The 22,000-nt window shown below is 74.5% G+C and carries 19 protein-coding genes; 7 read left to right on the forward strand and 12 right to left on the reverse strand.

Annotated elements, in window-relative coordinates:
- Positions 1 to 9: 9 nt before the first annotated feature.
- Together O2V63_RS17950 and O2V63_RS17955 are read right to left on the reverse strand one after the other, a co-directional pair.
- A complete protein-coding gene (locus O2V63_RS17950) occupies positions 10 to 2,976 on the reverse strand; it encodes a UPF0182 family membrane protein (protein ID WP_269169142.1) in 2,967 nt (988 codons plus the stop codon).
- 233 nt (positions 2,977 to 3,209) lie between these two features.
- Complete coding sequence (locus tag O2V63_RS17955; RefSeq protein WP_269168887.1) at positions 3,210 to 4,232, reverse strand: YlbL family protein; 1,023 nt, start codon at positions 4,230 to 4,232, stop codon at positions 3,210 to 3,212.
- A 281-nt stretch (positions 4,233 to 4,513) separates the two neighbouring features.
- Between O2V63_RS17955 and O2V63_RS17960 the strand changes: the two genes are divergently transcribed.
- Complete coding sequence (locus O2V63_RS17960; RefSeq protein ID WP_269168888.1) at positions 4,514 to 5,932, forward strand: zinc-dependent metalloprotease; 1,419 nt, start codon at positions 4,514 to 4,516, stop codon at positions 5,930 to 5,932.
- Positions 5,933 to 6,066: 134 nt separating this feature from the next.
- Here O2V63_RS17960 and O2V63_RS17965 read toward each other — a convergent pair whose 3' ends face one another.
- On the reverse strand, positions 6,067 to 6,690 hold the full coding sequence (locus tag O2V63_RS17965; protein ID WP_269168889.1) for a M48 metallopeptidase family protein: 624 nt from the start codon (positions 6,688 to 6,690) through the stop codon (positions 6,067 to 6,069).
- Positions 6,691 to 7,040: 350 nt separating this feature from the next.
- Between O2V63_RS17965 and O2V63_RS17970 the strand changes: the two genes are divergently transcribed.
- Together O2V63_RS17970 and O2V63_RS17975 are read left to right on the forward strand one after the other, a co-directional pair.
- Entirely contained in the window at positions 7,041 to 8,111 is a 1,071-nt protein-coding gene (locus tag O2V63_RS17970; RefSeq protein ID WP_269168890.1) for a ThiF family adenylyltransferase, read from the forward strand.
- A 16-nt stretch (positions 8,112 to 8,127) separates the two neighbouring features.
- Entirely contained in the window at positions 8,128 to 9,450 is a 1,323-nt protein-coding gene (locus O2V63_RS17975) for an ABC1 kinase family protein (protein ID WP_269168891.1), read from the forward strand.
- Between the two features lie 174 nt (positions 9,451 to 9,624).
- On the opposite strand, the gene O2V63_RS17980 is transcribed toward O2V63_RS17975, so the two are convergent.
- The 4 genes from O2V63_RS17980 to O2V63_RS17995 form a co-directional block, all read right to left on the reverse strand.
- A complete protein-coding gene (locus O2V63_RS17980; protein ID WP_269168892.1) occupies positions 9,625 to 9,789 on the reverse strand; it encodes a hypothetical protein in 165 nt (54 codons plus the stop codon).
- Between the two features lie 122 nt (positions 9,790 to 9,911).
- Complete coding sequence (locus O2V63_RS17985) at positions 9,912 to 10,250, reverse strand: WhiB family transcriptional regulator (RefSeq protein ID WP_269168893.1); 339 nt, start codon at positions 10,248 to 10,250, stop codon at positions 9,912 to 9,914.
- 163 nt (positions 10,251 to 10,413) lie between these two features.
- Positions 10,414 to 10,761 carry a hypothetical protein gene (locus O2V63_RS17990; protein WP_269168894.1) on the reverse strand — a complete coding sequence of 116 codons (348 nt, stop codon included), beginning with the start codon at positions 10,759 to 10,761 and terminating at the stop codon, positions 10,414 to 10,416.
- A gap of 169 nt (positions 10,762 to 10,930) precedes the next feature.
- Positions 10,931 to 12,982 (reverse strand): ATP-dependent DNA helicase UvrD2, encoded by a 2,052-nt coding sequence (locus O2V63_RS17995; protein ID WP_269169143.1) that lies wholly within the window; start codon positions 12,980 to 12,982, stop codon positions 10,931 to 10,933.
- Between the two features lie 146 nt (positions 12,983 to 13,128).
- Between O2V63_RS17995 and O2V63_RS18000 the strand changes: the two genes are divergently transcribed.
- From O2V63_RS18000 to O2V63_RS18010, 3 genes are all read left to right on the forward strand, one after another.
- Positions 13,129 to 13,392 (forward strand): mycoredoxin, encoded by a 264-nt coding sequence (locus O2V63_RS18000; RefSeq protein ID WP_036340330.1) that lies wholly within the window; start codon positions 13,129 to 13,131, stop codon positions 13,390 to 13,392.
- A gap of 103 nt (positions 13,393 to 13,495) precedes the next feature.
- Entirely contained in the window at positions 13,496 to 14,095 is a 600-nt protein-coding gene (locus O2V63_RS18005) for an ANTAR domain-containing response regulator (RefSeq protein WP_269168895.1), read from the forward strand.
- A 149-nt stretch (positions 14,096 to 14,244) separates the two neighbouring features.
- The gene (locus tag O2V63_RS18010) at positions 14,245 to 14,760 is read left to right on the forward strand and encodes a uridine kinase (protein WP_269168896.1); all 516 of its coding nucleotides are present in this window, start codon (positions 14,245 to 14,247) and stop codon (positions 14,758 to 14,760) included.
- 30 nt (positions 14,761 to 14,790) lie between these two features.
- Here O2V63_RS18010 and nudC read toward each other — a convergent pair whose 3' ends face one another.
- The 5 genes from nudC to O2V63_RS18035 all read right to left on the reverse strand — a co-directional run bounded on the left by nudC (position 14,791) and on the right by O2V63_RS18035 (position 20,983).
- Positions 14,791 to 15,753 (reverse strand): NAD(+) diphosphatase, encoded by a 963-nt coding sequence (nudC, locus tag O2V63_RS18015; protein ID WP_269168897.1) that lies wholly within the window; start codon positions 15,751 to 15,753, stop codon positions 14,791 to 14,793.
- Positions 15,750 to 17,135 carry a M16 family metallopeptidase gene (locus tag O2V63_RS18020; RefSeq protein ID WP_269168898.1) on the reverse strand — a complete coding sequence of 462 codons (1,386 nt, stop codon included), beginning with the start codon at positions 17,133 to 17,135 and terminating at the stop codon, positions 15,750 to 15,752. Before O2V63_RS18020 ends, nudC begins: the two co-directional genes overlap by 4 nt.
- Complete coding sequence (locus O2V63_RS18025) at positions 17,132 to 18,445, reverse strand: M16 family metallopeptidase (protein ID WP_269164614.1); 1,314 nt, start codon at positions 18,443 to 18,445, stop codon at positions 17,132 to 17,134. The genes O2V63_RS18020 and O2V63_RS18025 overlap by 4 nt, the downstream gene beginning before the upstream one ends.
- 164 nt (positions 18,446 to 18,609) lie before the next feature.
- Entirely contained in the window at positions 18,610 to 19,539 is a 930-nt protein-coding gene (locus O2V63_RS18030; RefSeq protein WP_269168899.1) for a DUF2510 domain-containing protein, read from the reverse strand.
- A 22-nt stretch (positions 19,540 to 19,561) separates the two neighbouring features.
- Positions 19,562 to 20,983, reverse strand: coding sequence for a M20/M25/M40 family metallo-hydrolase (locus O2V63_RS18035; RefSeq protein ID WP_269168900.1), 1,422 nt, complete (start codon positions 20,981 to 20,983; stop codon positions 19,562 to 19,564).
- A gap of 61 nt (positions 20,984 to 21,044) precedes the next feature.
- Here O2V63_RS18035 and O2V63_RS18040 point away from each other — a divergent pair, with 61 nt between their 5' ends.
- The gene (locus O2V63_RS18040) at positions 21,045 to 21,935 is read left to right on the forward strand and encodes an alpha/beta fold hydrolase (protein WP_269168901.1); all 891 of its coding nucleotides are present in this window, start codon (positions 21,045 to 21,047) and stop codon (positions 21,933 to 21,935) included.
- Positions 21,936 to 22,000: the final 65 nt, after the last annotated feature.

Below are 22,000 nucleotides of genomic sequence, written 5' to 3' on the forward strand. Positions count from 1 at the left end.
CGCCCGAGCTCAGCCGCCCGGGGACGCCTCGGCCGCCGCCTGCGCCGCCTGGTACGTCTCCACCGCGACCTGCAGGTCCTCCAGGGCCGCACCCTGGCCTGCGAAGTCACCGCCCTGCTGGGCCGTCCGGAGCGCCTCCAGCGCGGCGTTGATGTCCGAGACCGCGTCGGCCATCTCCGGAGTCGCCGCCTCGTCGCCCGGCCCGTCGCCCGTCCCTTCACCGCCCACCGGCACCTCGGGGTCCGGGATCGGCTCGGGCACCACGTCGGGGGTGGCGTCCTCGTCGACGGTGTCGGCGATGTCGTTGCTGTCGGTGGCCGACTCCCCCGCCCCGGCGCCGAAGACCTGGTCCAGGGCCTCGGACAGGGTGTTGGCGTAGCCGATCCGGTCCCCGAAGTTGACCAGGACCTTCTGCAGCAGCGGGAACCCGCCCTCGCCGGACGACCGGACGTACAGCGGCTCGACGTAGAGCAGCCCCTCGTCCCCGATGGGCAGGGTGAGCAGGTTGCCGAACACCGCCTCGGAGCTGTCGCTGTTGAACAGGGTCAGGTCGGGCCGGATCAGGTTGTTGGTCTCGAAGGCGTTCTGCACCTGACCCGGCCCGCGGAACGGGGTGTTGCCCGGCAGCTGCAGGACCTGGATCTCCCCGTAGGTCTCCGGCGCACTCGAGGCCGAGATGAACGCCGACAGGTTCTGCCGTTCGAAGGCGTTCATCGGGCTGGTCAGCTGGAAGCTGGCCTCCGCGTCACCCGGCCGCTGGGCCAGGATGTAGTACGGCGGCTGGTCCTGCGTCGTCTCCTGGGTCGGGTCGTCCGGGATCTGCCACCGGTCGTTCTGGTTGTAGAAGTCGACCGGGTCGTCCACGTGGTAGCGGGTCAGGATCTCCCGTTGCACCTTGAACAGGTCCTCCGGGTAGCGCATGTGGGACACCAGCTCGGCGCTCATCGAGTCGAGCGGCTGGACGACGCCCGGGAACGCCTTCATGTAGGTCTGCAGGACCGGGTCGGCCTCCCACTCGTACAGCGTCACGCTGCCGTCGTAGGCGTCGACCGTGGCCTTCACCGAGTTGCGGATGTAGTTGAACGTCTCGTTCGGCAGTGCGGTCGTCCCGGTGCCCGTCAGGGCGTCGGTCGCGGCCTCGCCCAGCTCCATCTGCTCGGCGTAGGGGTAGGAGTTCGAGGTGGTGTAGCCGTCGAGGATCCAGACGATCCGCCCGTCGATCACCGCGGGGTAGGGGTCGCCGTCGACCTCGAGGAACGGTGCGGCCTTCTGCACGCGGTCCCGCGGGTTGCGGACGTGCAGCACCTTGGACTCCTCGTTGACCGCCTCGGAGAGCAGGAAGTTCCGCTCGCGGTAGAAGATGGCGAAGGTCAGCTGGCGGAAGAAGCTCCCGGCCGAGATGCCGCCCGAACCGTCGTAGGTGTTGTTGATCTGCCCCTCGTCCGAGCCGCCCTCCGGCTGGTCGAACTCCCGCGGGGCAACGCCCTCGGGGGCACCGACCACCGAGTAGTCGCTCATCAGCTCGCCGTAGTAGACGCGGCTCTGGTCCACCGGGATGTTGCCGGTGGTGGGCAGGTTCCCGGTGGTGAAGTTGGGCTCGCCACCCTCTCGGCCGGCGGTCACCTGGTTGGCCGGGGCGGCCACGAAGCCGTTGCCGTGGGTGTAGACGGTGTGCCGGTTGATCCAGCTGTCCTGGTTCTCGCTCAGGCCCTCGCTGTTCAGCTCCCGGACGGCTACCACGTAGTCCTGGGTCTGGCCGTCGATGGTGTACCGGTCGATGTCCAGCTTCTCCGGGAAGCCGTAGACGTTCCGGATCTGCTGGCGCGCGGTGAACGTGTCACTGAGCACGTTGGGGTCCAGCAGGCGTGCGTTCGGGATGGTCTGGTCGTCGTTGCGCAGCTCGGACAGGACGGCGCCGACGTTGGGATCGCCCGCGGTGTCCTGCGCGTAGTTGACGTACTCGACGTCGTCGAGGCCGTAGGCGTCACGCGTGGCCGCGATGGCCTTCTCGATGTAGGGGGCCTCGCGCTGGTTGGCGCTGGGGTTGACGACGAACTGCTGCACGATGGCCGGGTAGGCCACGCCGATCACCAGGCTGGAGGCGAGCAGCAGCACCAGCGCCGCAGCCGGCAGCAGTGTGTTGCGCACCAGGATGTTGGCGAAGAAGGCGACGGCGCAGATCGCCGCGACGACGACCAGGATGTTCTTCGCCGGCAGCAGGGCGTTCAGGTCGGTGTAGGACGCACCGCTGAAGACCTCACCGCGGTTGGAGTAGACCAGCTCGTAGCGGTCCAGCCAGTAGGCGATCGCCTTCAGGGCGACGAACGCCCCGACCAGGACCGACAGCTGCACGCGCGCGGCGCCGGTGAGCTTCTGGCCCGGGGTCTGCAGCCGCAGGCCACCGAACACGTAGTGGGTCAGCACCGACCCGATCAACGAGAGCAGGACGATGGCGAAGCCGAAGCCCAGCAGCAGCCGGTAGAACGGGTAGTCGAAGACGAAGAACGAGATGTCCAGCCCGAACTGCGGGTCGAGCGTCCCGAAGTCGGTGGAGTTGCGGTAGGTCAGCCAGGTCTGCCAGCTGCCCTGGGCGGTGATGCCGGCGAACAGGCCCAGGACGACGCCGATGCCGGTGAGCACCAGCTTGCGCCGCGGCTCCACCGACTGGCGGTAGCGCTCGAGGTTCTGCTGCTCCAGCGACATCGGCCGGAACGTCGGGCGGAACCGGTAGGCCAGGTACACCGCGAGGGCGACCAGCCCCCCGGTGGCCACCGCGGCCACGGCGAACAGGAGCGCACGGGTCTGGATCTCGGTCCAGAACACCTCGGTGAAGCCGGTCTCGTCGAACCAGAGGTAGTCGACGTAGATGTTGGTCAGCGTGCCGATCACGGTGAAGAGCACCAGCAGCACGGCGACGACGCCGATGACCAGCTTGGCGCGCCGGGACAGCGTCGGCACCGGCACGGGGGGCCGCATGGCCACGGTCGGTCTCCTGTCTTCTTGCGACTTCGAGGCAGCGCGGGCTCAGAGGCCCGGCCGGGGAACACGATCACAGGGGACCCGGGAACCGCCAGGGGTGGGAGGCGGGACCGCCGGGGTCCGCTCCCTCAACTGTTGTCGGCGGCGCCGGGTTCCCCGCGGGTCACGGGCAGGTCACGGCTGGCCGACAGTTGGTGCCGGGCGGGGCGGCGAGCACTGCAGGGGCGCCGTCAGCACGGCGTGGGGGTCCGCCCGGCGCGCAGGTCCGCCAGGGCGGTGAGCGCGTCGTCCAGCGTCGCCACCCGGGCCGTCGGCAGGCCCTCCTGGGGGTTCTGCAGCGCCTCGGCACAGTTCTCGGCGGGCACCAGGAAGAGCTCGGCCCCGATCTCCCGGGCCGCGACGAGCTTGAGCGGGATGCCGCCGATCGGCCCCACCACGCCCTCGGTGTCGATCGTCCCGGTACCGGCGATGACCGCCCCCTCGGTGAGGTCGGTGTCGCCCACGAGGTCGATGATCCCCAGGGCGAGCATCAGGCCGGCGGACGGGCCACCGACGTCGGCGACCTCGATCCCGACGTCGAACGGCGCGTACGGGGTCTGCAGCACCAGCACGCCCAGCGCCGAGCCCTCGCCCTCGGCCGCGGGGGACGTGGTGACCGTCGTCGCCCCCGGCTCGCCGCCGCGCCGGTAGTCGACGACCACCTCGGAGCCGGGCGGGGTGGCCGCCAGCACGGCCGACAGGGCGTCCAGGTCCGGGGTGGGCGCGCCGTCCACCGCGTCGATCGCGTCCCCGGCCTCCAGCCGCCCCTCCGACGCCGACTCCTCGACCAGCTCCTGCACGACGATCGCCTCGGAGTACCCCAGCTCGCCCAGCGCGGCGCCCCGGGCCGCCTGCTCGGAGGTGAGGAAGGCCTGCCGGTTCTCCGCCTGGGTCTCCTGCACCGATCGGCCCGAGGGGTAGACCTGCTCCCTCGGCACGACCACGACCTCACTGTCGAACCACCCCTGCACCGCACCGACCAGCGTCAGCTCGTCCTGCGGGATGCCGACGGTGGTGAGGTTCAGGTTGCCCGAGACGTCGTTGGGCTCACGACCCTCCACGCTGATGATGGGTGTGCCGTCGATGTCGCCCAGGGTGTTGTAGGTCGGGCCCGGCACCTGGGCCACGAAGGGCACCGGGAGCAGCGTCCCGAGCACGCCGAACACCAGCAGCAGCAGCGTCCCGGCGACCAGGACGGTGGTCCGCCGGGTCACTGGTGCACCACAGCCGCCGCGGACGGCTCCGTCCGCGACGTCGCCGTGTCCACGCCCGTGCCCTCGACCACGACTCCTCCTCGCTGGCGGTCGACCGCCCTCGGCGGGCCCTGCCACCGTCGTCGGGCCCGCGGCCCGGCGGGCGGGCCCGTCGAACGGCGAGCGTAGGTGACCAGCGCAGGTCGCCGGTCCGACCCAGGTCAGCGGCCGGTCGGGGCGGAACGACCGGTGCCGGGTCCGGACGGCGGTCGACCGGCGCCCAGCGCGGTTACGGTGGGGACATGAGCGATCTCCCCTTCGGCTTCGGGCCCCCTGACCGTGACCCCGAGCGCCGGGGCGAGCCCGGCGGGCAGGACGGCGACGGGCCGGCGGGCAACGACCCCTTCGGCCTCGGCGCCCTGTTCGGCGCTGCCGGGGCAGGTGGCGGCAACCCCGCGGAACTGCTCGGCAAGATGCCGCTGTTCGCCGAGCTCCAGAAGCTGATGAACTGGTCGGGTGGCCCGGTGAACTGGGACCTCGCCCGGCAGGGCGCGATCAGCCAGCTGGCCCCTGGCCACCAGCCCACCTCCGCCGGTGAGCAGGCGGCCGTCACCGAGTCGTTGCGGCTGGCCGACCTCTGGCTGGACCAGGTCACCGACCTGCCCTCCGGCGTCGACCGGGGCCTGGCCTGGTCCCGGGTGGAGTGGGTCGAGCAGACGCTGCCGGCCTGGACGGCGTTGATCGACCCGCTGGCCGAGCGCGTGGTGGCGGCCATGACCAGCGCGCTGCCGGCCGAGGCCGCGTCCATCGCCGGCCCGCTCGCCGGGATCATGGGCCAGATGGGCGGCGTGATGTTCGGCGCCCAGGTCGGCCAGGCGCTGGCCAAGCTCGCAGACGAGGTCACCACCAGCACCGACGTCGGCCTGCCGCTGGGGCCGCAGGGTGCCGGCGTGCTGGTACCGCAGAACGTCGCCGCCTTCGGTGAGGGGCTGGACCGTCCCGAGGACGAGGTCCGGCTCTTCCTGGCGCTGCGTGAGGCCGCCCACCAGCGGCTGTACGCCCACGTGCCGTGGCTGCGCCAGCAGCTGACCGACGCCGTCCACGCCTATGCCCGCGGCATCCACGTCGACCGGGAGGCCATCGAGCGCGGCCTCAACGACGCGATGAGCGGCATGGAGGGCGGGCTGGACCCCAGCGACCCGGAGAGCATCCAGAAGCTGCTGGGCAGCGGGCTGCTCGAGCCGGAGGAGACCCCGGAGCAGCAGATGGCGCTGCGCCGGTTGGAGACGCTGCTGGCCCTGGTCGAGGGCTGGGTGGACAGCATCGTGTCCGCGGCTGCCGCCGAGCGGCTGCCCGGCCACTCGGCGCTGGCCGAGACGATGCGCCGGCGCCGGGCCTCGGGCGGGCCGGCCGAGCAGACCTTCGCCACCCTGGTCGGGCTGGAGCTGCGCCCGCGGCGGCTGCGGGACGCCAGCACGGTCTGGGGTGCGATGGCGCAGCAGCACGGCCCGGCCGAGCGCGACCGGCTGTGGTCGCACCCGGACCTGCTGCCCACGTCGGACGACCTGGACGAGCCGTTGGACTTCGTCTCCCGCCAGGGAGCGGGTGACCCGTTCGCCGAGCTGACCGGCGGCATGGACGAGCAGTCGGACGGCACGGCGCCCGAGCAGGGTGAGAGCACCCCGGACGACGAGGACGGCGGGGCCGAGCCCCGCGCCTGACCTCTCCTTGCAGCGGGGCCGTGCCGGCACGGCCCCGCTGCCAGGTCCCGCCGCGAGCCTGGTGACGTGCCGGAGCGGCCCCGTCCCGAGGCTCGCCCCGAGCCTGCGAGGGGTGAGGAGGACGGGGTCCTTCCTCAGTCGACGGCGCCGGGCTCCAGGTCGTCGCCGTCGGCTGCCTGGCCGCCCGTGGAGCCGTGCTCGAAGCCCTCGAGGAAGCCCAGCGCCCGCTCGGCCCGCGGGTAGGCGTGCACCAGTGTCCAGAAGCGCTGGTCGTGGTTCGCCTCCAGCAGGTGCGCCAGCTCGTGCACCAGGACGTAGTCCACGACGAACTCCGGCATGCCCCGCAACCGGCTCGACAGCCGGATGGTCCGGTCGGCCGGGGTGCACGACCCCCAGCGGCGGTTCTGGTTGTCCACCCAGCGGACGCTGGCCGGCACGGCCCGCCCGCCCAGGTGCGCCCCGGACAGCTCCAGCGCCCGGTCCATCAGCTCGTCGTCGGAGGCGAGGGTGCGGCGACGCCGCTCCTCGCGGGTCTGCAGCTTGGCGACCATCTGGTCCACCCACCGCCGCTCCTCGGCGGCGCTGAAGGCCGCCGGGATGAGCACCACGGTGCGCCCGTTCTCCCGGTAGGCCGTCACCGTCCGGCGGCGTCGGGCGCTGCGGCGGACCTCCACCTCCGGCACCGGACGAGGAGCCGTGCGGACAGCGGGGACCGCCGTCGACGCAGCCGGCTCGCGGCGGTCGGGTCGCTTCTCCACGCACGCACCGTATCGGGCCGGGCGGCGGACGCTGAGGCTGAGGACACCCGGTCGTGGACAGGTGCACACGGACAGTGGACACCGGTCGGGCAGCTGTCCCCCGATCGATGGACGGCGGGTGGCCACTCCACAGGTCCGGGTGGGTGTTCCTGCAGGTGAGCGGAGCAGACGGCGACCTCTGCCCGGCGTCGTCCCCGCCCACTCCCCCGGTCGTGCACAGCGACACGCCACCTGGTCAACACCGTGTCCACACCGCCGTCCACAGGTTGTGGGGGAAGGCCGACGGCCCCCCGCCCAGGCCTGTGGACGGCGGCAGCGAGCCGGACCGCCGCACTGGCACCCTCCCTCCGATGACCGAGAGCCCGCACCCGCTGCTGCCCGCCGCCACGCCGCTGCTCCGGCTGGACCCGGAGCTGCTGCAGATCGGCGGCGTCGACGGGCGGGACGGGCTGCGCGTCCACCCGGCCGGCAACGAGGTCGCCGCCCTGCTGCGCCGGCTGGACGGGCGCCGCAGCGAGCGCACGGTGCGCGCCGAGTCGGTGGCCGACGGCGTGCCCGGTGACGTGGTGGACGACCTGCTGGTCGGGCTGCGCGGCACCGGCCTGCTGCACGACCTCGCGGCCGCCGACCTGCTGGCCACCGACCCGGGCCCGGCAGCGGTGGCCCGGGCCGGCCTGGAGCTGCCCGCAGCGGTCCCGCGGGCCGGCACGGGCGGGCGGTGGCGCGTCCGTCGGCAGAGCGCGGTCGTCGTCGACGGCGCCACCCGGGTGGGCGCGCCGCTCGCCGCGGTGCTGGCCGCGAGCGGGGTGGGGTGGGTGCACGTCCGGGACCGGGGCGTGACCCGCGCCGAGGACGCCGTCGTCGGTGGGGTGTCGGCGGCCGACGAGGGGCGCCCCCGGGCGCTGGCTGCGGCCGACGCCGTCCGGCGGGCCAGTCCGCTGACCGACCTCCGGCCGCTCCCACCCGACCAGGCACCGGACCTGGTGGTGCTGTGCCGCCCCTGGGCGGCCGCCGACCCCCTCTCCGCGGCCCTGCACCAGGCGGGCACCCCGCACCTGGTCGCCACGGTGCGCGAGGAGACCGGCGTCGTCGGCCCGCTCGTGCTGCCGGGCAGCCCCGGCGGCGGTTGCCTGCGCTGCGCCGACGCCTGGCGGCGGGACGACGACCCGGCGTGGCCCCGGCTGGCCGCCCAGCTCGCCGCGGTCGAGCCGGCCCCCAGTGGCGCCACCGTCACCTGCCTGCTCACCGCGGTCACCGCGGCCGTCCAGGTGCTGGCCCACCTCGACGGCGATGACGACCCGGTGACCGTGGGTGCGGCTCTCGAGCTGCACCCGCCCGATCTGCTCCCCCGCCTGCGCCGCTGGCCGCCACACCCGGGATGCGCCTGTCGAGGGGCCGGTCGGGGCGCGCCACCGCCGTAGAGGGGACACTGGTGTGGTGAGTGACACCGGACGGGACATCCCGCGGGGGGCGGTGTCCCGAACGGCACGGCTCGCCGCCCTGCCGCTCGGCGCCGCCGGGCGCGCCACCCTCGGCATCGGCAAGCGGCTCTCCGGGGCCTCGTCCGAGGAGGTCAGCGCGGAGTTGCAGGCCCAGACGGCCGAACAGTTGTTCGCCGTGCTGGGCCAGCTCAAGGGCGGCGCCATGAAGCTGGGCCAGCAGCTGTCGATCTTCGAGGCCGCGGTGCCCGAGGAGATGGCCGGGCCCTACCGCGAGGCGCTGGTCAAGTTGCAGGAAGCGGCTCCGCCGATGCCGGTGCGCACCGTGCACGCGGTTCTCGCCCAGCAGCTGGGCGGGAGCTGGCGCGAGCGGTTCCGCGACTTCGACGACACCCCGGCCGCGGCGGCCAGCATCGGTCAGGTGCACCGGGCCACGTGGCGGGACGGCCGGGACGTCGCGGTGAAGATCCAGTACCCCGGTGCCGGCACCGCGCTGATGGCCGACCTCAACCAGCTCGCCCGCTTCGCCCGGATGTTCGCGGTGCTCTTCCCCGGCATGGAGGTCAAACCGCTCATCGCCGAGCTCAAGCTGCGCGCGGAGGAGGAGCTGGACTACGGGCTGGAGGCCGACGCCCAGCGGGCTTTCGCCGCCGCGTACGCCGACGACGACCAGATCGTCGTCCCGCGGGTGGTGGCCAGCGCACCGAAGGTCATCGTCTCCGAGTGGCTCGAGGGGATCCCGCTGTCCCGGGTCATCGCCGACGGCACCCGGGAGCAGCGCAACCGGGCCGGGCTGCTGATGACTGTGCTGCACTTCTCCGGGCCGCAACGAGCCGGGCTGCTGCACGCCGATCCACACCCGGGCAACTACCGCCTGGTCCCCGACGGCCGGCTCGGGGTCATCGACTTCGGTGCCACGGCCCGGCTGCCCGGCGGTCACCCCGAGCCCATCGGCCGGCTGGTCCGCTGGGCACTGGAGGGCCGCGCCGAGGACGTGCTGGCCGACCTCCGCGCCGAGGGGTTCGTCCGCGAGTCCATCGAGGTCGACGCCCAGGGAGTGCTGGACTTCCTGCTGCCCTTCCTCGCTCCGGTGTCGGCTCCGTCGTTCCAGTTCAACCGGGCGTGGATGCAGGAGCAGGCGAACCGGATCGGTGACCCGCGCAGCGACGCCAGCCGGCTGGGCCGCCAGCTCAACCTGCCGCCGGCCTACCTGCTGATCCACCGGGTGACGATGGGGTCGATCGGTGTGCTGTGCCAGCTCGACGCCGAGGCGCCCTACCGCGGCGTCTGCGAGGAGTGGCTGCCCGGCTTCGCTGCATGACCTGTCGTCCGCACGGACGACACCGCGGCCAGCTGCCGTCCCGGCTCAGGCGGAGCCGCTGGGTCCGTCCCGACCGGGAGCCTGCGGCCCCACGGTCGGGACGGACAGCGGCTGCCGCCGCACGGTGGTGCTGTCCTGTGACGCCGTCCTGTGCTCGCGTCGCCCCCGCCGTCGTCACCAGACGGCGGAGTTGGCACGGGCGGCCCGCTGGGAGGCCCGCTCCGCCCGGCGGGCCCAGCGCCGAGCGGTGATCAGCCGCCGGGCCCGGGCGGACGTCTCCGCCTCGGTCATCCGCCGGGTCATGTGGGATCTGGTCAGGTCCTGGTCGAACGAGTGCATCGTGGTCCCTCAGGGTCTGCCGGCACCGCTGCGCGGTCGCCGGGTGGAGGTACATCGGGTGGCCGGTCGCCCCGGATGGGGACGCCGGATCGGCGGGAGCCCGCTGCTCCGTTGCCGCGGCCTCATGCCGCGGCCTCGGTCCGGACCTTGGGCGGGCGGCCCCGGGGCCGCTTCCGGGCGATGACGACCCCGTGGTCGAAGATCTCCCCGCCCCAGACGCCCCAGGGCTCTGCCCGGTCGAGCGCCCCGGCCAGGCAGGCCGACCGCACCGGGCACGTCGCGCAGTGCGCCTTGGCCTGCTCGAGCTGAGCCGGGCTCTCGGCGAACCACAGGTCGGCGTCCTGCACCCGGCAGGGCAGCCCCCGACGGGCCACCTCCCGGGCCGGCGCCTGGGTGGACACGTGCGTGCGGTCGAGCCCGGGTCGGCGATGGGACGTCGCGGGGTCGATCGTGGTCTGCACGGCCGCTCCTCCTCTTCCTTCGTCTGTGCGGCCGGTCGGCGGGGCCCCGCCGACCGGTGTGGTCGGGGTTCCGCGGAGGCTCGTCGAGACGCTGGAGCAAGACGAAGGCCGCGGTACCCGGTGTCCGGGTTCCGCGGCCTCGAGGAGGACCTGCTGGGCTGTGCTAGCCCAGTGGGTCTTCCGGGGGCAGGTCACCCGGGGTGCTGCTGGTGTGCCGAGCAGGGGCGCCGATGGCGGCGTTGCCCTTCAGGGCGGTGGTCTGGACGGACGGCAGGGCATCGGTGCCGAGGCGCGCACCGGTCGTGGACAGGCCGGTCGTGCCGGCGGCGGCGGTCAGGCCGCGGAGACGGACAGCAGGCACCGAACCGGCGGAGAACAGACCGGTGCCGTACTGCGGAGCGGCGGCGGGCGCCATCGCGACGACCCACTCGGCCGGGACGGAGCAGCGCAGGCCGACGGCCGGCGAGGTCTCGGTGCGCACGCCGGCGTTGGTCATGTCGGTGGTGATCACGGGGCCCCTCCTTCCGAGGGTCGGAGTCCGGCCTCCCGGCCGGTCTCGCTGCGGTCTCTGGTGGTGCGGTGTCTGCTGGTGCGGTGGTGCGTCCTGGGTCACTCCCAGGTGGTGGAACGAAGGCTAGGGGAGCTGCCGGAGACGGGTCAATCGAATTAACCGAGATTCCTCAGGACGTGTGTTCGCCCTGGTCGGGGCCGTGTCCGCCCTCCACGGTGGCGATCACCTCGGCGCCGTAGAGATCGAGCTTGCGGGCCCCCACACCCGGCAGCGCCGACAGCTCGCGTGCCGTGGTGGGACGCGTCTCGGCGATCGCCTGGAGCGTGGCGTCGGTGAAGACGACGTACGCCGGCACCGACGCGGCCTCGGCGGCGGTGCTCCGCCAGGCCCGCAGCCTCTCGAACAACTCCCCCGCCTCGCCCTCGAGGACGACCTTCGGCCGCTTGGCCGGACGCCGCGGCGCGGCTGCCGCGTCCGGCGCCAGTCCGTCCAGGAACCGGCTGCGCGGCCGGGAGCGGCGGCCACCGGGCTGGCGGGCCAGCGACCAGGACAGCGTGAGCTGCTCGCGGGCCCGGGTGACCGCGACGTAGAGCAGCCGGCGTTCCTCCTCCACCGCCTCGGGACGGGACTGCGACTGGGCGATCGGCAGGACGCCGTCGACCAGCCCGACGACGAACACGGCGTCCCACTCCAGGCCCTTGGCCGCGTGCATCGAGGCCAGCGTCACCCCCTGCACCGTGGGGGCGTGCTGGGCGTTGGCCCGCTCCGCGAGGTGCGCCACGAAGCCGGCCAGGTCCAGCGTGGGCTGCTCGGCCACCAGGTCGACGGCGAGGTCGACCAGCGCGGCGAGGGACTGCCAGCGGTCCCGTGCGGTGCCACCGGGAGGTGGCCGGTGCTCCACCCAGCCGGTGGAGGCCAGCACGTCCCGGACGGCGGGCACCAGGGCGCCGGGGTCGTTCCCGCCGGCCGCCGCCCCGCGCAGCAGCAGCACCGCCTCGCGGATCTCCGGCCGCTCGAAGAACCGCTCCCCGCCCTTGAGCACGTAGGGGACGCCGAGGTCGGCCAGGGCGGACTCGTACACCTGCGACTGGGCGTTGATCCGGAAGAGCACGGCGATCTCGCTGGCCGGCAGCCCACCGTCGACCAGCTCGCGGCAGGCGCGGGCCACCGCCACGGCCTCGGCCGGCTCGTCGGGGTGCTCGACGAACGCGGGGGCCGGCCCCTCGGCCCGCTGTCCCAGCAGCCGCAGCCCGGGCAGTCCCTTGCGGGGCGGCGCCTGGCCGATCAGCTTGTTCGCCAGCCCGACCACCTGGGGCGTGGAGCGGTAGTCGCGCTCGAGCTTGACCACCTCGGCGTCGCCGTAGCGGTCGGCGAAGCCCAGCAGGTACTCCGGGTCGGCGCCGGTGAAGGAGTAGATCGTCTGGTTGGGGTCGCCCACCACGCAGACCTCGGCGCGGCCGCCGAGCCAGGCGTCCAGCAGCCGCTGCTGCAGCGGGTTGACGTCCTGGTACTCGTCGACGACGAAGTGCCGGTACTGGGCGCGCACCTCGCGGGCGACGTCGCGGTGCTCCTCGATCGCGTAGGCGGTGACCAGCAGCAGGTCCTCGAAGTCCAGGGCGCCGTCGCGCTGCTTGGCCGACTCGTACCCGCGGTACACCTCGGCGACGGCGGCGGCGTCGAAGGGCAGGTCGCGGGCGGCGGCCGCGGCCCGGGCCGGGTAGTCCTCCGGGGTGGCCAGCGTCGTCTTCGCCCACTCGATCTCGCTGGCCAGGTCACGCAGGCTGGTGCGGTCGGTGGTCAACCGAGCCCGGGTCGCCGCACCGGCGACGACGCGCAGCTTGTTCTCGATCAGCTCGGGCATGGGCCCGCCGAGCACGCGCGGTGCGAAGTACCGCAGCTGGCGCATCGCCGCGGCGTGGAAGGTGCGGGCCTGCACGCCGCCCACGCCCAGGGCCGACAGCCGGCCGCGCAGCTCGCCGGCCGCCCGGGCGGTGAAGGTGACCGCCAGCACCTGCTCCGGGACGTACTCACCCAGCTGGACGCCGTAGGCGATCCGGTGGGTGATGGTGCGGGTCTTGCCCGTCCCGGCGCCGGCGAGGATGCACACCGGCCCGCGCACCGCCTCGGCCGCCGCCCGCTGCTGCTCGTCCAGGCCCGCGAGCACGGCCTCCGGCCCGGTCGGCCCCTCGGCGGTGCCCCGCTCGTCCTCGACCCGCTGCATCGCCACGACCCGATCCTCCCAGCCGCCTCCGACGGCCGGGGGAAGGATCCCCAGGCCCGGTGCGTTCCGCCAGCGGCAGGCCCCGGGGCACGGGGCCACCCTCCCCGGGTGGCCTCCCGGGGGACACACGAGGGAGGATCCACCCGATGAGCACTCCGACGGCCGCGGTCACGATGTACACCACCAACTGGTGTGGCTACTGCATGCGCCTGAAGAAGCTGATGGACCGCGACGGGATCGACTACGCCGAGGTCAACATCGAGGTCGAGGAGGGCGCTGCCGACATCGTCATGCAGGCCAACGGGGGCAACCGCACCGTCCCGACCCTGGTCTTCGCCGACGGCTCGGCGCTCACCAACCCCAGCATCGACCAGGTGAAGGCCCAGCTCGCGCAGCTGCCCGGCGCGTGATCGCTGGTCCGTGGCCCCCGGGAGCGGTGATCGCCCGCCCGGGAGCTGCGGGTCGTCTCCTGCCGACCGGGCCCCGGCACCGAGAGAGGCCGAGATGGAGCCGATGACCGGGCCGTCGCTGCCCGGGAGCCGGCCGGTGGCGGTCCCGCTGCCGACCGACGTCCTGCTGAGCCCGTCCGGAGGGCCCGCGGCCGTCGTGGTCCGCACGAGGCGCGGCTGGTCGGTACTCAGCCCCCTGCACCCCCTCGGGGGCGCGCCGGAAGGGCCGGTCGGCGACTCCGGCGGCGGCTGGGGCGAGATGGTCGACGGGCTGGCGCTGGTCGAGGCGATGACCCTGGCCGATCTCGTGGCCGGCGAACTGGGCACCACGCCGGAGCCGGACCGGCAGGCGCGGCGGGCGGCGCGGACGGCCGGCCCACCGGCCCCTGCCGCGACCGATGCGGGCGCGTGCGGCGACCCTCGGGACGAGGAGATCGCCGCGCTGCGCCGCACCGTCTCCCAGCTGGAGCACGCGTTGGCCGCCCGGGTCTCGATCGAACGGGCGATCGGCGTCCTGGCCGAGCGGCACGGCACCAGTCCCCGGGAGGCGTTCGAGGAGCTGCGTGGGCAGGCCAGGTCCCAGGGCCGGCCGGCCGCGGAACTCGCCGCGGAGGTGCTCGACGCCCTCCCCGCGCGCGACGCCGTCTCCGGGGCCCCCAGCTGACCGCTCCGCTCCCGCTCTCCCCCGACGCGCTGGCCGACCGGCTGGCCGAGCTGCTGTCGGGGCTGCCCCCCGAACCCGGGGCCGCCTCGCTCCGGGTCGCCGTCGACGGACCGGAGCTGCCCGGCGCCCCGGGGACGACCGGTCCGCAGGTGCTCGCCGACGCCGTCGCCGAACGGCTGCCCACGCTGAGCCGGCCGGCGGTCGTGGTCCCGGCCGAGGGTTTCTACCGACCCGCCTCGCTGCGACTGGAGCACGGTCGCACCGATCCCGACGCCCGGTACAGCGACTGGCTGGACGCCGCCGCCCTGGCCCGTGAGGTGCTGGACCGGTGCGGCCCCCGCGGCACCGGGGAGCACCTGCCCGCGCTGTGGGACCTCGAACGGGACCGGGCCGCACGGGCGGAGTACCGCCCCGCCCCCGCCGGTGGGGTGCTGCTCGTGCCGGGGTCGCTGTTGCAGGGGCTGGGGCTGGCGTTCGACGTCGTCGTCCACCTGCGGGTCAGCCCGGCCGCCCGACAGCGGCGGGTGCCCGCCGACCGGGCCTGGGAGCTGCCGGCCTTCGACCGCTACGACGACGAGGTGGACCCGATGGCGCTGGCCGACGCAGTGGTCCTCGCCGACCACGCCGACCGGCCGGCCCTGGTACTGCAGGGTCGCTGGAGCTGACGGCCCCGCTGCAGGGGCAGCGGGGTCCTCCTAGAACTCGCCGGCCACCCAGCGGTCGATGATGTGCCGGGCGATCGAGACCGTCGGAGGCAGCGCCTGCGGGCCGGTGCCCGAGCGCAGCTCCTCCCGGCTGAACCACCGGGCCTCCTCGATCTCGTCGTGGTCGATGCGCAGTTCCTCACTCGTCGCGCGGGCGACGAAACCGAGCATCAGCGACTGCGGGAACGGCCACGGCTGGCTGGAGACGTAGCGGACGTCGGTGACCGCGATGCCGACCTCCTCGGCGACCTCACGGGCGACCGCGGCCTCGGCGGACTCGCCGGGCTCGACGAACCCGGCCAGGATCGAGAACCGGCCCGCCGGCCAGACCGCCTGCCGGCCCAGCACGCACCGGTCACCCCCGTCGTGCACCAGCATGATCACCGCGGGGTCGGTGCGCGGGAACACCTCGCGGCCGCTGTCCGGGTCGCGCTGCACCCAGCCCGCGCGCTCGATCGTGGTCGCCGCACCCGTGATCGGGGAGAAACGGTTGCGCTCGTGCCACTCGATGATGCCCACCGCCTGGACCAGCAGGCCCGCGTCCAGGTCACCGAGGGAACCACCGACCTCGCGCAGTCCGGCCCAGGAGTCGACCGGCCGGCCGCCCACGGTCAGGGAACGCGGGGTCCGGAGCGCGCCGTACGCGACCCCGTCGGCCTCACCGAGGTAGATGGCGCCCTCCGGCCAGGCGGGCTGCTCCTCGTAGACGAGCTCCGGGCCGGCCGGCCCCTCGTGCACCGGCGCCGTGCGCCGCTCGTCGACGCGCAGCACGCGGACGGGGCGGCCCTGCGCCGGGTCGGGCAGCGACCGCGCCAGGTGGCCCCGGTCGTGGGCGGCGCGGGACAGCAGCGGGACCTCGGTGACGGCGCCGGCGTGCCGGTCCTCCGGCCAGTCACCGCGGGCCGGCGGCGGCGGGTTGTCGGCCGGGGTGCTGCCGCCGGGTGGGACGCTCACGCGAGGGACTCGGGCACCGGCTCGACGGACGGGGCGGTGACCTCGATCGGGCCGAGCACGCGCAGCTGGTCGGCGACCTCCTCGGCGTCCCCGACGACGACCGCGGTCAGCCCGGCCGGCGACAGCCACCGCCGGGAGGCCTCGGTGACCTCCTCGACGGTCACCGCGGCCAGCGCCTGCTGGTGCTCGGCGAGCCAGTCGGCGGACAGGCCGGCACCGAAGAGCGCCGAGAGCGTGCTGGCGAGCCCGGCGTGCGTCGCCGTCCCGAGGGCCAACGTGCCCAGCAGGTAGCGGCGGGCGGAGTCGAGCTCGGCCTCGGTGACCGGCGTCAGCGCCATCCGGCCCAGCTCGTAGACGGTCTCGAGCAGGGCGGGGCCGGTGACACCGGTGGCGACGTCGGCCTCCACGGTGAACGAGGAGCCGGCCATCAGGTGCTCGACCGAGCTGCGCGGGCTGTAGGTGTAGCCCCGGCGCTCGCGGATGTTCTCCACCAGCCGGGAGGAGAAGTAGCCACCGAAGACCATGCTGGCCAGCCGGAGCGCGGGCAGCTGCGGGTCGGTGCGGCCCGGCGCCGGCCCGCCCAGCCGGACGTTCGACTGCACCGCGCCGGCCCGGTGCACCAGCTCCAGGGGGGCGGGGGCGAGCGTGGGCACCGGCGCGGCCCCGACCGCCTTGCCCTCGGCGACCCAGCCGGCCAGGGCAGTGCCGACGACGTCGACCGCCGCGGCGGGATCGACGTCGCCGACCAGCACGAGGGTGCTGCCGGCGGGCAGGACCCGCTCCCGGTGCAGCTTGCGCAGCGCCGCCGGGGTGACCGCCGCGACCAGCTCGGCCGCGGGCAGCTGCTGGGCGTACGGGTGCGCACCGAACCGGCGGGCGGCCAGCGCCGACCGGGCGATGACACCGGGCTGGGACCGGGCGATGAGGATGCGCTCCCCCACCCGGGCCCGCTCGGCGTCGACCGGGCCCGCCGGGTAGGTCGGCGCGGTGAGCAGCTCGGCGAGGACGTCCAGGACGGCGCCGAGCCCGTCGGGGAGCATCGTGGTGGAGAACAGCAGCCGGTCGGCGTCCGCCGAGACCGACAGCTCGCCACCGTGCGTCTGCAGCAGCTGGGCGATCTCCAGCTGGTCGTGCCGGGCGGTGCCCAGCAGCACGGCGCTGGCCAGCAGTGCGGTGCGGGCCGCGTGCGTGGCCGCCGCCCGCGGGGCGGACGCGGCGAAGGGCACCCGCAGTCGGAGCTCGACCAGCGGCACGCCCGGCCGCGGGACGACGACCAGCCGCAGCCCGTTCGGCAGCGTGGTCTGGTGCACCTCCGGCGCCACGGCGGGCCGCGGTTCACCCAGCGGCGGCACCAGCGAGAGGTCCAGCACGGGTGCACTCATCGGGCTGCTCCTCCGGTCGCGCGCAGTTCGAGGACGGCGGCGGTGTCCGGCGAGAGCCCGCGGGCCGCCGCCTGCACCTGGTCGGGCGTGACCGCGGCCAGCCGGGCGGCGAGCTCGCCGGCCAGCTCGGCCCGGCCGTGGATGAGCTCGGCGGAGGCGAACCCGAGGGTGCGGCCGAGCACGGAGTCGGCCTGCTGGAGCAGCTGCGCCTCGGTGCGCGCGGTCACCCGGGCCAGCTCGTCGGCGGGGACGCCGTCGGTGGCGACCTTGTCGACCTCCTCGTGCACCGCCGTGAGGACCCGGTCGACCGGGACGTCGGCCGGGTGGTGCACCTGGCTGACCAGCAGCGTGGCGTCACGGACGTCGAAGGGGTCACCGAAGAGGCCGAGGTAGGTGCTCTGCGCCACCGCGAGCCGGTCGGTGTGCAGCAGCCGGCGCTCGAGCCGGGACGCGTCGCCCTCGCTGAGCAGCTCGGCCAGCAGCACGGTGCCCAGGTAGGTGTCCAGGTCACCGACCGGGTCGGGCACCCGCCAGCCGATCGCCACGGCCGGCGCAGGCGCCAGGCGGTCCTCGACCACACCGCGGCGGACCGTGGTGGGCGAGGGCTCGCCGACGACCGGGGCCGGCGGGGCCGGCCGGGCGGGGACCGGGTCGAACCAGCGGCGGACCAGCACCTCGGTCTCGGCCGGGTCCAGGTCGCCGCCGATGCAGAGCACCGCGTTGGACGGGGCGTAGTAGCGGGAGAAGAAGTCCGTGGCGTCGTCGACGGTGGAGGACTCGAGGTCGACGAAGGAGCCGTAGCCGTCGTGCGTGTTGGCGAAGCTCTCGAACGCGATCTCCGGCAGCTGCAGCCAGGGGAACGCGCCGTAGGGCCGGTTCAGCACGTTGACCCGGATCTCCTCCTTGACCACGTCGATCTGGTTGCGGAGGTTCTCCTCGGTGATCGCCGGGGCCGCCATCCGGTCGGCCTCCAGGAAGATCGCCCGCTCCAGTGCCTCGGCGGGCAGGGCCTGGAAGTAGTTCGTGTAGTCCTGGTGGGTCGACCCGTTGAACGTGCCGCCGGCGGCCTGGACGAGGCGGGCGTGCTCCATCTTCGGCACGTTCGCCGAGCCCTGGAACATCATGTGCTCGAAGAGGTGCGCGAAGCCGGTGCGGCCCGGCGGCTCGGATCGCATGCCGACGTCGTAGAAGACGCTCACGGCGACGACGGGGACACTCCGGTCCGGCGCGAGGACGACCCGCAGCCCGTTGTCGAGCGTGAACCGCTCCACCGGGTGCCGCAGGGTCAGGTCGGGCCCAGCTGCTGTCACGCCGACGACCCTAACCGCGCCGTACGACACGCCGCAGACGGGGACGGCCGAGCTCCCCCGGCCGGGCTACCGCCACCACCTGGCCAACGCCACGCGGCAGCGCCACACGGTCAGCCGCGGAGGCGACCCGGTGAGAGCTCAGCGCGACCCGGAGGACCGCGAGATCACAGCACGTCGACGTCGGCGAGCACCCGGTCGATGGCCCCGTACAGCTCGGCGTGCGTGTTCGGGACGGACAGGTAGAGCAGCGCGGGCGCGGGCCGGCCGACGTCGATCAGCAGCAGGGCGGCCCGCTCGCCGCTGGCGTCGTAGCCCTCGGCGTCCCAGGTGAGGTCGAACTCGACGACCCAGGCCGCCGCCCCGTCGACGGTCACCGCCTCGTCGCGGCGGATCTCGCGCTCGTTGGGCCCCGGGTAGTAGCGGGCGCGCACCGAGTCGGCCACGGCGGTGGCCGTGGACTGCAGGGTGTCGGGGCCGGCCCACCCGTAGAAGGGGGCGAGCGGCCCCGAGGTGCACTGGGCGATGAAGACCCCGCTCTCGCCGGGCAGGTCGTCCTGGGTGACGAAGTACTGGCCGGCGACCGCGGCCATCTCCAGCTGCACGCCCCGGTCCCACTCGAACCAGCCGGCACCGAGGAAGGGGTAGGAGATGCCGGCGGCCTCGTCGATGATCCGCACGGTCCCGGGAGGGAACTCCCGGCCGGGCGCGGGGACAGCTGCGGCCACCGGCGCCTCGTCCTCCGGCTCCGGATCGGTCCCGGAGCTCCCGACCAGCAGCCCGGCCAGCACCAGCACGAGCACGAGCACCAGCACGAACCCACCCAGCCCGAGCAGCAGCGGGTTGCGACGCGGCCGGGCCGGCTCGGGGCTCCCCCAGGAGTCCCAGGACGACGGCGGGTCCTGCGCCGGCGGGGCCTCGAACGGCCGGCCGACGGTGACCCCCGGGCCGGCCGGGGTGGTGACGTCGGACCAGGTCAGTCCGTTCCACCAGCGGACCAGCCCCGGGGCGCCGTCCGGGTCGGGGTACCAGCCGGCCGGGGGCGCGCTGCCCTGACCGATCGACTGCCCGGCCAGCTCGGGGCCCGGCCCGCTCATCGTCGGTGCTCTCCCCTGGCGTTCAGCGCGCCGGGAACGGGACGGTGGCCAGCTCGCGCCACAGGTGGGCAGCGGCCTCGGCGCCGCGGTACAGCATCGGCAGCAGCACCCGCTCGTTCGGCGAGTGGATCCGGTCGGTGGGCAGGCCGGCGCCGAGGAACAGCAGCGGGGCGCCGAGGATGCCGGCCAGGTCGGCCTCCGGGCCGCTGCCGCCCTCGCGGGTGAACAGCACCTGGTCGGCGTCGGTGTCGAAGGCCTGCCCGATGGAGCGCAGCAGCGCGTCCATGGCCGGGTGGTCGATGTCGCTGCGGCACGGGGCGACGCCCCCGGGCGGCACGTGGACGTCGGCCTCGATGCCGGCGGGGGTGTTCGCCTGCACCCAGGCGCGCACCTGCTCGCCGAGGTCGGCCGGCACCTGGTCGGCGACGAGCCGGAAGGTCACCTTGGCGTGCGCCTCGGCCGGGACGATCGTCTTGTGGCCGGGGCCGGTGTAGCCACCCCACATGCCGTTGACCTCGGCGGTCGGGCGGGCGCCGACCCGCTCCAGGGTGCTGAAGCCCGCCTCGCCGGTGGCCACGCGGGAGGCGGCCGGGCCGGCCAGCCACGCCTGCTCGTCGAACGGCACCCGGCCCATCAGCTCGCGCTCGCGGTCGGTCAGCGGCCGCACCTTGTCGTAGAAGCCGGGCAGGATGACCCGCCCCGATTCGTCGTGCAGCGAGGCCAGCAGCTCGGCCATGGCGTGCAGCGGATTGGGGACGGCGCCACCGAAGGAGCCGGAGTGCAGGTCGACGGCGGGACCGCGGAGGGTGATCTCGGCGTCGGCCAGGCCACGCATGGCGGTGACGGCGCTGGGGACGTCGGGGGCGGCCATGCCGGTGTCGCTGACCACGATGACGTCGCAGGCCAGCCGGTCGGTGTGGGCGCGCAACAGGTCGGCGAAGTACGGCGACCCGGACTCCTCCTCGCCCTCGATGAGCAGCTTCACCGTGACGGCGGGGGTGTCCCGGCCGGTGGCGGCCAGGTGGGCGCGCATGCCGAGCAGGTGGAAGGCGACGTTGCCCTTGTCGTCGATGGCGCCTCGGGCGTGCAGCTCGGGGCCGTCGGGGCCCTCGACCCGGGTGGGCTCGAAGGGCGGGTGCTCCCACAGCTCCGGCGGGTCGACCGGCTGGACGTCGTGGTGGCCGTAGACCAGGGCGACCGGCGCTCCGGAATCGGCCGAGGGCCACTCGGCGAAGACGGCCGGAGCGCCCTCGGTCGGCCAGATCTCCACGGTCGGGAAGCCGGTGCGGCGCAGCGCCTCCGCCAGCCACTCGGCACTGGCGGCCACGTCGCCGGCGTGTGCCGGGTCGGCCGAGATCGACGGGATCCGCAACCAGGCGTCGAGGTCGGCGTGCAGGTCGTCGAGGTGGGCGGTGACGAAGTCGCGTTCGGCGGAGCTGCTCACGCAATGGACGGTATCCCGCCGTGCCGACGCGACCGGCCGGGTGCCGGGCTAGGTTGCCTGCATGGCCGTGGGAATGCTGCAGGTGGACGTGGGCGACCTGACCTTCGACGTCCGGACGGACGGGCCGGAGGACGGTCCGCCGGTGCTGCTGCTGCACGGCTTCCCCGAGACGTCGCTGAGCTGGTCGGCGGTGACCCCGCTGCTCGCCGAGGCGGGGCTGCGCACCTACGCACCCGACCAGCTGGGCTACTCCCCCGGCGCCCGTCCCGGGGAGGTGGACGCCTACGCGCTGACCAACCTGGTGCAGGTGACCGCGGACCTGATGACCGCCCTGGACGTGCCGGTCGCCGACGTCGTCGGGCACGACTGGGGCGCCAACGTGGCCTGGGGCCTGGCCGGCTGGCACCCCGACCGGGTCCGCACCCTGACCGCCGTCTCGGTGCCGCACCCGACGGCCTACACGCTGGCCTTCCGTGCCGATCCGGAACAGAAGGAACGGTCGGCCTACATCAAGCTCTTCTGGCAGGCCGGCAAGGCCGAGGAGGTGCTCCTCGCCGACGACGCCCGACGACTGCGGCGGATGCTCGACGCACCGGGCGTGCCCACGGAGGCGGTCGACGTCTACGTGCGGCAGCTGTCCGCGCCGGGTGCGCTGACCGCAGCGCTGAACTGGTACCGGGCGATGAGCTCGGCCACCCGGGTCGATCCGGTGGAGGTGCCGACGACGTACGTGTGGAGCGACGGCGACGTGGCGGTGGGCCGGATCGCCGCGGAGGCGTGCGCGGACCAGGTCACCGGCGACTACCGCTTCGTGGAGCTGCCCGGGGTCACCCACTGGGTCCCCGAGCAGGCGCCCGAGGACCTCGCCCGGGCAGTGCTGGACCGGATCGCCCGGGGCGGGGCGGCCGGCCCGGCAGCAGACGCCGGGTTGGCCCGGAGCGGGCAGGGGTAAGCGCGACCCCGTGACCGTGCCGCCGCGCTGCGCTGCCCCCGCGGCGAGCACCTGTGGTGACGACT

It is taken from the genome of Modestobacter sp. VKM Ac-2977, assembly GCF_026968045.1.
Lineage (GTDB): Bacteria > Actinomycetota > Actinomycetes > Mycobacteriales > Geodermatophilaceae > Modestobacter.